Origin of the sequence: Bradyrhizobium sp. AUGA SZCCT0431, assembly GCF_018131065.1 — a bacterium.
Taxonomy (GTDB): Bacteria; Pseudomonadota; Alphaproteobacteria; order Rhizobiales; family Xanthobacteraceae; genus Bradyrhizobium.
In genome coordinates this window covers 105,255-117,907 of record NZ_JAFCLR010000014.1, presented here as the reverse complement: position 1 = coordinate 117,907, position 12,653 = coordinate 105,255, and the positions used below count along the sequence as shown (strand labels likewise).

Here is a 12,653-nt window from a genome sequence, read left to right as displayed (position 1 = left end):
AAGGGCCGCTTCACGCGGGCTCTTTTTTATTCCCGTTGATCGAATTTACCGCCCGGGCCGAAGTTCCAGGCTTTCCAATCCGGCGGCGATGCTGACGCCGACCTGGCCCTGCAGGCTCAGCGGCTGCAGCGCGATCGAGTTTGCCGAACCGCCGACCAGCACGTTGCCGCCGACGCCGACGCCGAGCGTGGCACTGCCCTGCGCGCCGACATAATTGCCGGAGAGGCCGCCCGGCCCGAGCTGCGCCGACGGCGCAAACACGCCCCAGGCCAGTGCGGATTCCTGGGTAATGCCGAGATCGAGACCCACTTTACGGATGGTGGCGACGTAACGGTCTTCCGGCATGCCGTCGGCGCGCAGCACGCAACCGAGATTGGTCACGGAGCCGACGATGAAGCCGACGCTGGCGCCGCCGCGGCATTCGAGAACGCCGACCTGCACCCGCGCCACCTGCTGCGCATCGGCGCCGGCGATCGAAGCGGCCCACATGGTGATGGCGGCAGCGGCGAGAATGAGGGAGCGACGCATGAGGAAATCTCCGGCTGAAACGATGTGGTGCGAGAAGAGAGTTGAGAAAGGCGCAGCCAAGCGGTGCGCGCCATTCTATGGCACAACATCCGCAGCGGTTCCAGATTTGGCGGGCGTCGATTTATTCAACCGTCATTCCGGGGCGCGCGAAAGCGCGAACCTCAGATGCGCAATTGCGCATCGGGGAATCTCGAGATTCCGGGTTCGCTTCGCGCCCCGGAATGACGGCCCAAAACAAAAAAGGCCCGCTCCCGCGGGCCTTTTTCATCAAAACTATCTTCAGCCGCGGCGATGGTGCCGGCGGTGGTGACGGCGCGGGGGGGCATAGCCGCGGAACGGCTCCAGCTGGATGTCGGCAATCCCGGCGGCGACGTTCAGCCCGGTCTGGCCCTGCACGCTGAGCGGCTGCAGCGCGTAGGAATTGGCCGGACCGCCGACGAGGAAGTTGCCGCCACCGCCGATACCGACCGACGCGTTGGCGCCGACGCCGCCATAACTGCCGGCGAGATCGCCGCGGCTGACCCGGCTGTTCGGCGCATTCACCGCCCAGGCCAATTGCGTCTGCGCGGTGATGCCGAGATCGAGGCCGTAGCGGCGCACGGTTGCAATGTAGGGTTCCGGCCGGCGGCCTTCGCTCTTGAACACGCATTCGAGGCTGGTCACGGAGCCGACGACATAGCCGACATTCTGGCCGCCCTGGCATTGCAGGACGCCGGCGCGAACCGGCGGTGCTGCATCTGCGCTCGCGATCGGCGTAATCAGCGCCGCGATGGCGATGCTGAAGGTCGTAAGGCGTTTTCCGAAAAGCATGTGTCGTCCCCACTTGATGAACTGAATGTGCGGGGGACAGGAAGGAAGCGCCGTGTTCAAAACATGGCGCTTTGCAAAAAGAAGACTTCAAAACATCATACGGTCTACGCGTGATGTGATTTGACACGCCTTTTTTCGGACGTGTTTTCTTTGCGCGTTTTCTTTGACAGAAATTTTGGGACACAAACCGGAACCTGTCCCGCATCATGTGCGGAACAGGCTTCGCTCGAAAACGCGCTATTTTTTCTGACGCGTTTTCTTAACGCGAACCGGATTCCACTTCGCTCGAAAACGCGCTACCGCAAATTGCCGCAAAAGCGCTGGATGCGTTTGCAGGCGTCTTCGAGATCGCTTGTCTTGGTGGCGTAGGAGATCCGGAACGCCGGGCCAAGTCCGAACGCGGAACCCTGCACCACGGCAACGCCCTCAGTCTCCAGCAGCTCGGTGACGAAGTCCTCGTCATTCGCGATCACCTTGCCGGACGGCGAGGTCTTGCCGATGGTGCCGGCGCAGGACGGATAGACGTAGAACGCGCCCTCGGGCCGCGGGCATTCGATGCCCTTGGCCTGGTTCAGCATCGACACCGCAAGGTCACGGCGTTCCTTGAACACCTTGTTGTTCGCGGGGATGAAGTCCTGCGGACCGTTCAGCGCCTCGACCGACGCCCACTGCGAGATCGACGACGGGTTCGAGGTCGACTGCGACTGGATCGTCGCCATCGCCTTGATCAGTTCGGCGGGGCCGCCGGCATAGCCGATGCGCCAGCCGGTCATGCAATAGGCCTTCGATACGCCGTTCACCGTCAGCGTGCGGTCGTACAGTTTCGGCTCGATCTGCGCCGGCGTGGTGAACACGAAGTCGTCATAGACCAGGTGCTCGTACATGTCGTCGGTCATCACCCAGACATGGGGGTGCTTCACCAGCACGTCGGTGATCGCCTGCAGCTCGCTGCGCGAGTAGGCAGCGCCGGTCGGGTTCGACGGCGAACAGAGGATGATCCATTTGGTCTTCGGCGTGATCGCCTTTTCCAGCGCGTCGGGCTGCAGCTTGAAGCCCTGCGCCGCCGTGCACACCACGGACACCGGCACGCCGCCGGCCAGCGCCACCATTTCCGGATAGCTCACCCAATAGGGCGCGGGGATGATGACCTCGTCGCCCGGATTGATGGTCGCCATCAGCGCGTTGTAGAGCACCTGCTTGCCGCCGGTGCCGACGATGACCTGGTTCGGCTTGTAGGTCAGGCCGTTCTCGCGCTGGAACTTGGCGATGATCGCCTCCTTCAGCTCGGGAATGCCGTCGACCGCGGTGTACTTGGTCTTGCCGGCTTCGATGGCATGGATCGCCGCCAGCTTGATGTTGGCGGGCGTGTCGAAATCGGGCTCGCCAGCGCCAAGGCCGATGACGTTGCGGCCGGCCGCTTTCAGCGCGCGTGCTTTATCCGTGACCGCGATCGTCGCGGACGGCTTCACACGGTCGAGCGCAGCGGACAGAAAAGGCATCATCATCTCCTGGGAATGGCATGAGTGGGCACACTTCGTGCCCGTTTCGGGAATGATCCGTGATTCCAAATGTTGGGATCGGCGCACCCTAAAGCGCTCAGCGCCGCATCGCAAGAAGCTTGGCCCGAAAGGCTCAAATTTTACGGGGTCGCAGGCTCGATCGGCGCAATATTTGGAAAAATTCTGCGCCGAAATGACTCATATCTGGCCAAGGAAACCGGCGCGGCCGCGACGGTCTTGGCGACGGTCTTGGCAACGGCCATCCCCGGCCCGCACGCCGCGCCGGGTATGGCCCTCCGACGCGATCAGGTGCCGCGATGGATTGCTCCGAGGTCAATTCAGAATAGACGTCGATCCATCTCGCAGCGATTTCAAAATCCGCGCCTGCACGCATCGACGACATCGCGAAAGCTTGAAGCGTTCCGATCACAGATCCCGACCACGTGATCCCTGCGTCGAGGCATGGCGTTCTGCGCGCGTGCAGTGCGGTAGAGGTTTTCGACTTTTTCCATAATGCGGGTCTTGCGACGCAACCATAACGGCATCATTGTTTAACCGCGTTGCGGCGATCCGCGCGCGATAGACGTCCAACGGATCGATTGAAATTCATACGATGTACAAGCTCTATTCGATGCAGCGCTCCGGCAACAGCTACAAGGTCCGCCTTGCGCTGTCGCTGCTCAAAGCGCCGTATTGCGCGATCGAAGTCGACATCCTGCGCGGCGAAAGCCGCACGCCGGATTTTCTGGCGATGAACCCGAGCGGACAGGTGCCGCTGCTGGAAGTCGCCGAGGGACGCTACCTCGCCGAATCCAACGCCATCCTCTGGTACGTCGCCGGCGGCACCTCGCTGGCGCCGGAATCGCGGGTCGAGCGCGCGGAGGCGCTGCAGTGGATGTTCTTCGAACAGCATGCGCTGGAGCCCAATCTCGGCGCGGCCTATTTCTGGCTGTCGCTGGTCAAGGGCGGCCGCGACCTGCAGACCCACGCATTGGAGGACTGGATGGAGCGCGGCTATGCCGCGCTTCAAGTGATGGAAAACCATCTCAAGACCCGGGCCTATTTTGCCGCTGACCAGCTCACCGTCGCCGACATCGCGCTGTACGGCTACACCCATGTCGCCGACCGCTGCGACTTTGACCTTGCGACCTTCCCCGCGATCCGCGCCTGGCTGCGCCGGGTCGAACAGACCCCCGGTTTCGTGACCATGGACTGGCGGCCGGATGCCGAGGTCGATGATCCCGCCAGCGTCGCCGCCGGAGCTTAAGGCGCGGGCCGATTCACGTTCGCTTGAAGAGGCCTCCAAAGGTTAAGGACAGCGGGAATAACCTTAACCTTTGCCGTGATTTCGCCATGTTCGGGCTCTGGACGCCCCAATATTGCCGGCCACGATTGTGAAATTCCCCGATGTCGCGGGTGATTCGCCCGCGTCTTGAAGGATTTAGACCCATGATACGGTCGCCCGGCACGGTCGGCTTCGAAAGCCGTCCTGCGCCCGTTGCGTCTCCCCGACTGACCAACGCCATTGCCGCCACTCTGGCGATCGGTACGCTGTCGCTGTGCCTCGTCGTTGCGCTGACAGTGCTCTCGATCAAGGTGACCATGGCCATGCCGATTCCGGCGTGACTTTCGGCATTTGATTGGACCTTTTCCGAGAGCAACGCGCGATGATTGGCATCGCGGGTGAACGATGATGAAGACACCTGTCGGACTTGTGACCGTGGCGCTGACGGCAGCGATCCTGCTGACCGCGACATTGGTGATCGCCACCGGCACCCGCGGCGAAGAGACGGAGTTTCCGTCGTCCGCGGGCAGCCTCGAAGTGCGCACCTTCGCAAGGGGCCTGGTCAATCCATGGTCGCTCGCCTTCCTCCCCGACGGCAGGATGCTGGTGACCGAACGGCCGGGCCGCATTCGTATCGTATCGGCGGAAGGGCAGCTGTCGCCGCCGCTCAAGGGCGTACCCGACGTGTGGGCGTCCGGCCAGGGCGGAATGCTCGACGTCGCGATCGACAAATCCTATGCGCAAAACAAGACGATCTATTTCTGCTTTGCGGAGCGGACCAGCGGCGGCGGCCGTACCGCGATCGCGCGCGCCAAACTCAACGACGGCGGCGGCCGCCTCGACGAAACCAAAATCATCTTCCGCCAGGAAGGGCCGCTGTCATCAGGGTATCATTATGGCTGCCGCATCGCGCAGGCCGACGACGGCAATTTGTTCGTGACGCTGGGTGACCATAGTTCACATCGCGACCAGGCCCAGGAGCTCGGCAATCATCTCGGCAAGGTGATCCGGATCGCACCGGATGGATCGGCCGCCGCCGGCAACCCGTTCATCGGCCGCGCCGACGCCAAGCCGGAAATCTGGAGTTACGGCCACCGCAACGGACAGGGCCTCGCGATCAACCCGGCGTCGGGCGACGTCTGGGAAATCGAGCACGGCCCGCGCGGCGGCGATGAGCTCAACATCATCGGCAAGGCCAAGAACTACGGCTGGCCGGTGATCGGCTTCGGCCTCGAATACAGCGGCGCCAAGATCCATAAAAGTACCGCCAAAGACGGCATGGAGCAGCCGGTCAAATACTGGGTGCCGTCGATCTCACCATCCGGCATGCTGTTCTATACCGGCAAGCTGTTTCCAAAATGGTCCGGCAGCCTGTTCGTCGGCGCGCTGTCCGGCAGCATGCTGGTGCGCCTGTCGCTGAACGGCAACGGCGTCGCGGGCGAAGAGCGCCTGCTGCAAAATCTGCACGAGCGGATTCGCGACGTCAGGCAAGGCCCGGACGGCGCCCTGTGGCTGCTGACCGACAGCTCCAACGGGCGGATCCTGCGGGTGGCGCCCTCTGCAAAGTGACTAGAGCCTTTTCCGTTCCGATAGAATCGGAACGGGGCTCTAGATTCTTGATTTGACGCGTTTTCTTGACGCGAACCGGTGTCCACTTCGCTGGAAAACGCTCTAGACGCCCAACGCAGATGAACGCGTGAACGGGAAGCTGCGACCAAAGGCAAGGTCCAACCGTTTTCGGACACGCAACGCATGAACCGGCGCCAGTTTGTTTTCGCCCTGTCCGGAGCCCTGACACTGCTCGCCGCCACGCGGCCCGGCCGCGCCGAGTGCGGCGGCCTCAGCGTCAGGGAATTCGTCGAAACTACCTATTACAAGCAGGCGCGCCTGCACGCCGCCAAAACCCCGCTTGGCAACGACGACTTCTACGCGCTGTTCTCGCCCGGCATGCGCCGGTTGATGCAGGCGCCGCGGCAATATCCGAAGAACCAGACGATGGGCCCGCTGCTCAACGCCTTCTTCGGCTGGGGCGTGTTGCCGGGCGCCGAGATCAAGGTCGGCAAGGTCGAGCACCATTCCGGCGACGAGATGGGGCCGGCCACCATCCGCGTCGAGATCGAGCATCGCGGCCAGCCGCACCGGATCCTGGTTCACGTCGTCGGCCCGGACGACGATTAGCGCATCGCCAACATCATCTATGATTCCGGCAAGAGCCTGCTCGATCATTACCGCTCGATCACCGGTCTTTGAGAGTTACCCCCATTTGTGGAAAATCAAAAACGCCCCGCCGGCAATCAAGAGAAAACCCAGAGCGTGATTCCAGGCCAGCGGCTCCTTCAGATACAGCGTCGAGAATGCCGCGAACACGATCAGCGTGATCACTTCCTGCATGGTCTTGAGCTGGGCTGCCGAATAGACCGCGCTGCCCCAGCGGTTGGCCGGCACCGCCAGCCAGTATTCGAAGAACGCGATCCCCCAACTCGCCAGAATGATCAGCACCAGCGGGCTTTGCTTGAATTTGAGATGGCCGTACCAGGCAAAGGTCATGAAGACGTTGGAGGCGAACAGCATCAATATCGGCAGGATCTGCGGGGAGACGGTCGGCATCATGTCCTCTTGAATTTCGTGCGCCAACAAGCGGGCACGGAGCCCGGTTCCAGCAGTTTCGCATAGCATTTGAATTCAAAAACGCGAAAGCTTTGCGCAGGCAGTCAACCCTGTCTTAATGACAAAAAAAGAAAACCCGCCGCAAAACGAAACATCCGTCACACTGCGTGCCTTATTCTCGACGCAACGGGAACGGCCTCAAACGGCCGCTCGATCAACGCCTTGGGAGGCAGCGAGAACCGGCATGCAGTTCGACTGGCGCGCCATCTCCGGTCCGGCTCTGACGACAGCGACGGCGCTCGCCGCCTTCCTTGTCGACCGCTATGTCATTGCTGTCCCGAACCCCGCACCGCTGTTCGTCTGCATCGTGGCATTAGCCAGTTCCATCAGCGGGCTCGCCTCCGGCCTGACCAGCGCCGCGATTGCCGTCGTGTCCTCGGCGCTGTTCTTCCTCAATCATCGCGCCGTGCCGGGCTATGACGCCTCCGACCTGATGCGCATGCTGCTGCTGGCGGCGACCGCGGTCGGAACCGCTGTGATCACCGGGCTGCTGCGGCAGAAATGGATCGACGCCTTCGCCTGGGAGCAGAAGCACCATGCCACCGCGATGCGGCTGTCGGCCGCGCTCGACCAGGTCGATATCGGCATCGTGCTGCTCGATTCCGACACCCGCGCCGAATTCATCAACCGCGCCTTTCGCGACTATTTTTCGCTGTCCGACGAGCAGGCCGACGCCAAGCCGCCGTTCATCGCGCTGATGTATCACGGCCGCGACACCGGCGCCTACGAACTGCCGGAAGACGAATTGAGCCTCTTCATCGCGCAGCGCACCGAGATGATGCGGGCCGGCGATTCGACGCCGATCAACATCAAGATGGCTGACGGACAGGTGCTGCGCTTTTCCTGCACGGCGCTGCCCGATGGCGGGCGCATGCTGAGCTATACGCCGGTCACCGACCTCGTCCGCCATACCGACGACATCGGCAATGCCGACTACTACCGCTCGCTGCGCGGCGGCGGCGAACGCAGCCTGGCGCGGCACCTGCGCGCCGCCGAATAGCAGCAGCGACGCGGCAAAGCCTCCGCCCGATTGATCCGTTGCCGTGCCGCCTGTAGGCTGGCGCTATCAGCCAGCGCGTCGACGACGCCGCTCCCTTCCCGAATACGGAATCAAACATGCCCGGCGATGTAACGATTCGTTTTGTCACAAGACAGGACTACGCAAAATGGCTGCCTTTGTGGGACGGCTACAACGCGTTCTACGAGCGGACGGGACCGACCGCGCTCGATCCCGCCATCACCGCGATGACGTGGGCGCGCTTCTTCGATGCCTACGAGCCGGTGCACGCCTTGGTGGCCGAACGCGACGGCGAACTGCTCGGGCTGGCGCATTATCTGCTTCACCGCTCAACCACCGCGATCGAGCCGACGTTCTACATGCAGGATCTGTTCACCAGCGAAGCCGCGCGCGGCAAGGGTGTCGGCCGCGCGCTGATCAACGGCGTCTACCAACAGGCCAGGCTCGCCGGATCGCCGCGCGTGTACTGGTTCACCTACAACACAAATCACACCGCGATGCAGCTTTACGACAAGGTGGCGGAGAAGACCGGGATTGTCGTCTATCGCAAGGTGTTCTGAACAGCCTGTGGATAAATCCAGATGTCACCGGGGCGTAACAAAGCCCGGTTAGGTTGCGACTGCGTTTGATCAGGCCCCCCGTCTCGGATCACGCGCCCCCAGCGGCCCCCGTCAGTCGCCGCGTCTGACCGGGGCCGCATCTTTTTCGCAGCACTTTCATACCCTTGACGCCGAGCTACGCCGGAACTGCCGCTCAGGCATGCCGTGCGCGGTCAGACCGCATCTTGCGGGCTCAGGGGTGCGCAGGCCACAATGCGGCCTCCTCGCCCACCCCACAGGATCTCCCATGCAAATTCGCAATCTCGGCGGCTCCGGCCTGCGCGTTTCCGCCGTCGGCCTCGGCTGCAACAATTTCGGCCAGCGCACCGACCTCGAAACCTCGCGCAAGGTGATCCACAAGGCGATCGACCTTGGCATCACCCTGTTCGACACCGCCGACATCTATGCGGGGATGGGCGGCTCCGAGACCGTGCTCGGCACCGTGCTCGGCGACCGCCGCAAGGACATCGTGCTGGCGACGAAATATTCCAAGCCGATGAGCACGGACGGCACCAAGCAGGGCGCTTCGCGCCGCTACATCATGTCCGCGGTCGAGGCCAGCCTGACACGGCTGAAGACCGACTACATCGATCTCTACCAGCAGCACGATTACGATCCCTTGACGCCGATCGAGGAGACCATGCGCGCGCTCGACGATCTCGTCCGCCAGGGCAAGGTCCGCTACATCGGCAATTCGAATTTTCCGGCCTGGCGCATTGCAGAAGCCGAACTGGTCGCGCGGCAGATGAACGTCAACCGCTTCGTCTCCTGCCAGGACGAATACAGCCTCGTGGTGCGCGACATCGAAAAGGATCTGCTGCCCGCAGCCCAGGAGTACAAGCTCGGCCTGCTGCCATTCTTCCCGCTGGCAAGCGGCCTGCTCACCGGCAAATACAAGCGCGGCGCCGCCGCGCCCGACGATACGCGTTTTGCAAAAGCCCCTGCGCTCAAGGAGCGTTACGTCACGCCGCGTAATGAAGACATCGTCGAGAAGCTGCAGGCCTTCGCCGACAAGAGCGGCCACACCATGCTCGAGCTCGCCTTCTCCTGGCTCGCCTCGCACCCGCAAGTCTCCAGCGTCATCGCCGGCGCCACCCGCGTCGAACAGGTCGAGCAGAACGTGAAAGCGATCAGCTGGACGCTGAGCCCGCAGGAACTGGCGGAGATCGATGCGATTACGAAGGGGTAAGCCCCGAAATATCCACGATGTCGTCCCGGCCTTGAGCCGGGACCCATAACCACCGGCAGTAATTGTTTTGCGCACTGGACGTTGTCTTCCTTTTCCAACAACGCGGGCCGCGGCGTATGGGTCCCGGCTCAAGGCCGGGACGACGAGTGCTAGATGCTCAAGGCCGGGACGACACAATCACCCCACCAGCCCCTTCATCGGCTTCACCGATGCGCTGTCCGGGAACACCGTCTCCGCCAGCACGCGCTCGGCGAGACCAAATTGGTCCTGCAGCACGCCTTTCATGATGGCGCGGAGGTCCGTGGTCGGGGCGAGGTCGCGGGCCTGATAGAGATTGGCTACCTTCAGGCCGGGCCAGTCCGAGATCACCCGGCCGCCCTTCACCGCGCCGCCGGCGAGCAGCGCCACGGTGCCGGTGCCGTGGTCGGTGCCTGCGGTGCCGTTGATGCGCGCGGTGCGGCCAAATTCGGTGACGACGACCACGACCGTGTCGCGCCAGCGTGACCCCAGCCCGCTTTCGAATTCCGCGAGCGCGCCGTCGAGGCCCGACAGCAGCTGCGCCAGACGTCCGACCGGTCCGCCTTCATTGGCATGGGTATCCCAGCCGTCGAAAGCGAGCGCGCCGATCCGCGGGCCGTCGTCGGCCGCCATCAGCTTGGCGGCGCCGCGCGCCACCAGCCGCATCGCACCTGCGCCATTGGTGCCCGGCTTCGGCTTCATGTCGTCGCCTTGCGCCGCCTTGTCGAGCGCGAGCCCCTGCGTCAACGCCGCCGCCAATGCGGGATCGCGGTGGCGGTAGAGTTCGATCAGGCGCATCGCGGTGTCCTCGGCGGCCTGCGGCAGCGCCACCGGAGTCCAGCCGACGGTCGGCGCCGCACCACGTAGCACCAGCGGCGTGGTCGGGCCGACGCCGAGCGCGCTCGTCACCCGCTCGCCCTTCGGCAAGCTTTCCAGCGCGCGGTTGAGCCAGCCCGACTGCACCCGGCCCGGACCGGCAAAGCCGCTTTCGAGCACGTCCTGCCCGTCGAAATGCGAGCGCTCGCGATAGGAGGTCGCGACCGCGTGAATCACCGCGGCCTTCTTGTCGCGGTACATCCGCGCAAACTCAGGCATCGCCGGATGCAGCGCGAAGAACGAATCCAGCATCAGCGCGGCGTTGGGTCCGCTCGACGTCAGCGCGATCGAGCCATGCAGGCCGGCATAATCGGGATCGCCGATGGGGGCGACGGTCGCAAGGCCGTCCAGCGCGCCGCGCAGGATGACGACGACCAGACGTGGATCGCGACCATCGGCAGCACGCGCGAATTTCGGCAAATAAGCCCAGGCCGCAAAGGAAGCGCCGCCGAGCAGCACGGCGCGGCGCGAAGGGGATGTCGGGCTTTCGCAGCAGCAATCCGTTGTCGTTTCCCTTGGTGTCGTTTCCATTGGCGTCATCTCCTCTGGAATTCCGGCGACATCAATAGCAGCGCCAGCGCCTGCTGCCGCGATTCCGCGCGCTCGACCGTGCGCCTTGTTTCCATCGACGCCGCGTCGGCGGCGACAAGTTCAAGCAGGTCGCGCGGATCGATGGTGTCGGCGAAGCGCGAGGCGATTTGCGCCGATATATCGAGCCGCAACTTCATGCCTTCAGGCGCGGCCCATGCCGCATTGCTGTCGGGAAAACCGTTCGGGCCGGCGGGCGCCCATAATGGCTGACCCAGCACGTTAAGGCCGTTGAGATAGCGGCCGGGGTCGCCGGGGATTTGCGCCAGCAAGCGGCCGGACGCGACCAGGAATTCATACGGCGAGCGCACTTTGGTCAGCGGCGCCTTCCAGGCTTCTTCGGAATCAACCAGCGCCGTCGCCAGCGCCTTGAGATCGCCGTCGGTCTTGCCGAACACATCGGCCAGCCGCGCCACCAGCGCCGGCGGCGGATCGTCGGCGACGAAATGACGGACGAATTTGGTGGCGATGAATTTTGCAGTCGAGGGGTGGCGCGCGATATCCGCCAACACCGCCTCGCCCTGCGCCACGCCATCGGCCTCGTAGCTCTTGCCCATCACGCGCTGCGCGCCCGGCTGGTGCGCATTGGCGTTGAAGACGAAGGTGCCGGGCACGCCGAGCTGGCCCTGCCGTCCGGCATAGGTCCACCCCGTGATGATGCGCGCCAGCGACGTCACGTCGTCCTGGGAATAGCCGCCGCCGACGCCGAGCGTATGCAGTTCCAGGATTTCGCGCGCGAGATTTTCGTTCAGGCCGCGGTTGCGGTTTTTCCCGGCGCGCGAATCCGGTCCCAGCGATTGCTGGTTGTCGAGAAAGAACAGCATCGCCGGATGCTGCTCGACCGCCTTCAGCATGTCAGCGAAGCGCCCGAGCACGAAGGGCCGGATCGCTTCGCGCTCGAACGAGCCCGCCCACATCCGCGCCACCCCGCCCTTGTTGGCGGAGATGCAAAAATGATTGGACCAGAACACGACAAGCCGCTCGGTGAACCCGCAATCGGCGATGATGGCCCGCTGCAGCCGCGCCAGCGCTTCGGCGCGAAACGTCTTCTGGATGATGTTGAGCGGTTGCGGCGGCGGCATTGGCGCGGCGGGCTGCATCGTCTCGGGCGATACCGCCTGGGGAGGCGGCATCGACGCATTGGCGTTTTCCTGCGGCTTCGCCGGCAGCTCCCTCGGCGCCATGTCCATGGCAATGCTGTTGAGCGACAGGTTTCGCCGTTGCCCTTTCGCATCGACAGGCGGTTGCGGTCCCTCGGTCGCGGCTGACGGCGCGGATTTGGCAGCCGCGTCACGCGCCTGCTGGATCTCGAATTGATAGTCGAATACCGCCTTGCCGAGCGCCGCAGTCGACTGCAGGCCCGGTACTTCGAGCAGCACGCCGTTGGGCCGGCTCATTTCCGCCCTGACGAAGCCGCGGGGATCGGATGCCGCGTTGACGAAATCGCCGGATGCGCCGCCGCGCGCGCCGAATCCGAAGCGATTGAGCGCCACCAATGCGGCTTGCGAATCGCGGGCCATCGGATTTCCCTCAGCACGTCCCCGGTATATGATTTGCGCGATCATAACGCCTTTCG

Annotated in this window: 13 protein-coding genes; 7 read left to right on the top strand and 6 right to left on the bottom strand. The window is 63.8% G+C overall.

From position 1 onward, the window contains the following. Positions 1 to 45: 45 nt before the first annotated feature. The 3 genes from JQ567_RS15955 to JQ567_RS15945 form a co-directional block, all read right to left on the bottom strand. Complete coding sequence (locus JQ567_RS15955) at positions 46 to 528, bottom strand: DUF992 domain-containing protein (RefSeq protein ID WP_212439706.1); 483 nt, start codon at positions 526 to 528, stop codon at positions 46 to 48. A gap of 279 nt (positions 529 to 807) precedes the next feature. Then, positions 808 to 1,338: a DUF992 domain-containing protein gene (locus JQ567_RS15950; protein ID WP_212439705.1), complete on the bottom strand. Its 531-nt coding sequence runs from the start codon at positions 1,336 to 1,338 to the stop codon at positions 808 to 810. A 296-nt stretch (positions 1,339 to 1,634) separates the two neighbouring features. Continuing rightward, positions 1,635 to 2,837, bottom strand: a complete 1,203-nt coding sequence (locus JQ567_RS15945; RefSeq protein ID WP_212439704.1) for a pyridoxal phosphate-dependent aminotransferase — start codon at positions 2,835 to 2,837, stop codon at positions 1,635 to 1,637. A 613-nt stretch (positions 2,838 to 3,450) separates the two neighbouring features. Between JQ567_RS15945 and JQ567_RS15940 the strand changes: the two genes are divergently transcribed. The 4 genes from JQ567_RS15940 (at position 3,451) to JQ567_RS15925 (ending at position 6,300) form a co-directional block, all read left to right on the top strand. After that, positions 3,451 to 4,104 (top strand): glutathione S-transferase family protein, encoded by a 654-nt coding sequence (locus JQ567_RS15940; protein WP_212439703.1) that lies wholly within the window; start codon positions 3,451 to 3,453, stop codon positions 4,102 to 4,104. 182 nt (positions 4,105 to 4,286) lie between these two features. Continuing rightward, positions 4,287 to 4,463: a hypothetical protein gene (locus JQ567_RS15935; protein WP_212439702.1), complete on the top strand. Its 177-nt coding sequence runs from the start codon at positions 4,287 to 4,289 to the stop codon at positions 4,461 to 4,463. Between the two features lie 67 nt (positions 4,464 to 4,530). Then, on the top strand, positions 4,531 to 5,691 hold the full coding sequence (locus JQ567_RS15930) for a PQQ-dependent sugar dehydrogenase (RefSeq protein ID WP_212439701.1): 1,161 nt from the start codon (positions 4,531 to 4,533) through the stop codon (positions 5,689 to 5,691). 183 nt (positions 5,692 to 5,874) lie between these two features. Continuing rightward, on the top strand, positions 5,875 to 6,300 hold the full coding sequence (locus JQ567_RS15925; RefSeq protein ID WP_212439700.1) for a hypothetical protein: 426 nt from the start codon (positions 5,875 to 5,877) through the stop codon (positions 6,298 to 6,300). Positions 6,301 to 6,375: 75 nt separating this feature from the next. Here the strand turns inward: JQ567_RS15925 and JQ567_RS15920 are convergent, their stop codons facing one another. Continuing rightward, the gene (locus tag JQ567_RS15920) at positions 6,376 to 6,729 is read right to left on the bottom strand and encodes a DMT family protein (RefSeq protein ID WP_212439699.1); all 354 of its coding nucleotides are present in this window, start codon (positions 6,727 to 6,729) and stop codon (positions 6,376 to 6,378) included. Between the two features lie 244 nt (positions 6,730 to 6,973). On the opposite strand from JQ567_RS15920, the gene JQ567_RS15915 reads away from it, so the two are divergent. The 3 genes from JQ567_RS15915 to JQ567_RS15905 all read left to right on the top strand — a co-directional run bounded on the left by JQ567_RS15915 (position 6,974) and on the right by JQ567_RS15905 (position 9,595). Continuing rightward, entirely contained in the window at positions 6,974 to 7,789 is an 816-nt protein-coding gene (locus JQ567_RS15915) for a PAS-domain containing protein (RefSeq protein WP_212439698.1), read from the top strand. Between the two features lie 116 nt (positions 7,790 to 7,905). Then, the gene (locus JQ567_RS15910) at positions 7,906 to 8,367 is read left to right on the top strand and encodes a GNAT family N-acetyltransferase (RefSeq protein ID WP_212439697.1); all 462 of its coding nucleotides are present in this window, start codon (positions 7,906 to 7,908) and stop codon (positions 8,365 to 8,367) included. A gap of 286 nt (positions 8,368 to 8,653) precedes the next feature. After that, entirely contained in the window at positions 8,654 to 9,595 is a 942-nt protein-coding gene (locus JQ567_RS15905) for an aldo/keto reductase (protein ID WP_212439696.1), read from the top strand. Positions 9,596 to 9,772: 177 nt separating this feature from the next. Here the strand turns inward: JQ567_RS15905 and JQ567_RS15900 are convergent, their stop codons facing one another. Beyond that, positions 9,773 to 11,020 carry a DUF1501 domain-containing protein gene (locus JQ567_RS15900; RefSeq protein ID WP_212439695.1) on the bottom strand — a complete coding sequence of 416 codons (1,248 nt, stop codon included), beginning with the start codon at positions 11,018 to 11,020 and terminating at the stop codon, positions 9,773 to 9,775. A gap of 5 nt (positions 11,021 to 11,025) precedes the next feature. Further along, complete coding sequence (locus tag JQ567_RS15895) at positions 11,026 to 12,597, bottom strand: DUF1800 family protein (RefSeq protein WP_212439694.1); 1,572 nt, start codon at positions 12,595 to 12,597, stop codon at positions 11,026 to 11,028. Positions 12,598 to 12,653: the final 56 nt, after the last annotated feature.

Excerpts from the sequence above, each read along its gene's own strand:
- JQ567_RS15955 (WP_212439706.1), bottom strand. The coding sequence starts at position 528 with ATGCGTCGCTCCCTCATTCTCGCCGCTGCCGCCATCACCATGTGGGCC.
- JQ567_RS15950 (WP_212439705.1), bottom strand. The coding sequence starts at position 1,338 with ATGCTTTTCGGAAAACGCCTTACGACCTTCAGCATCGCCATCGCGGCG.
- JQ567_RS15945 (WP_212439704.1), bottom strand. The coding sequence starts at position 2,837 with ATGCCTTTTCTGTCCGCTGCGCTCGACCGTGTGAAGCCGTCCGCGACG.
- JQ567_RS15940 (WP_212439703.1), top strand. The coding sequence starts at position 3,451 with ATGTACAAGCTCTATTCGATGCAGCGCTCCGGCAACAGCTACAAGGTC.
- JQ567_RS15935 (WP_212439702.1), top strand. The coding sequence starts at position 4,287 with ATGATACGGTCGCCCGGCACGGTCGGCTTCGAAAGCCGTCCTGCGCCC.
- JQ567_RS15930 (WP_212439701.1), top strand. The coding sequence starts at position 4,531 with ATGAAGACACCTGTCGGACTTGTGACCGTGGCGCTGACGGCAGCGATC.
- JQ567_RS15925 (WP_212439700.1), top strand. The coding sequence starts at position 5,875 with ATGAACCGGCGCCAGTTTGTTTTCGCCCTGTCCGGAGCCCTGACACTG.
- JQ567_RS15920 (WP_212439699.1), bottom strand. The coding sequence starts at position 6,729 with ATGCCGACCGTCTCCCCGCAGATCCTGCCGATATTGATGCTGTTCGCC.
- JQ567_RS15915 (WP_212439698.1), top strand. The coding sequence starts at position 6,974 with ATGCAGTTCGACTGGCGCGCCATCTCCGGTCCGGCTCTGACGACAGCG.
- JQ567_RS15910 (WP_212439697.1), top strand. The coding sequence starts at position 7,906 with ATGCCCGGCGATGTAACGATTCGTTTTGTCACAAGACAGGACTACGCA.
- JQ567_RS15905 (WP_212439696.1), top strand. The coding sequence starts at position 8,654 with ATGCAAATTCGCAATCTCGGCGGCTCCGGCCTGCGCGTTTCCGCCGTC.
- JQ567_RS15900 (WP_212439695.1), bottom strand. The coding sequence starts at position 11,020 with ATGGAAACGACACCAAGGGAAACGACAACGGATTGCTGCTGCGAAAGC.
- JQ567_RS15895 (WP_212439694.1), bottom strand. The coding sequence starts at position 12,597 with ATGGCCCGCGATTCGCAAGCCGCATTGGTGGCGCTCAATCGCTTCGGA.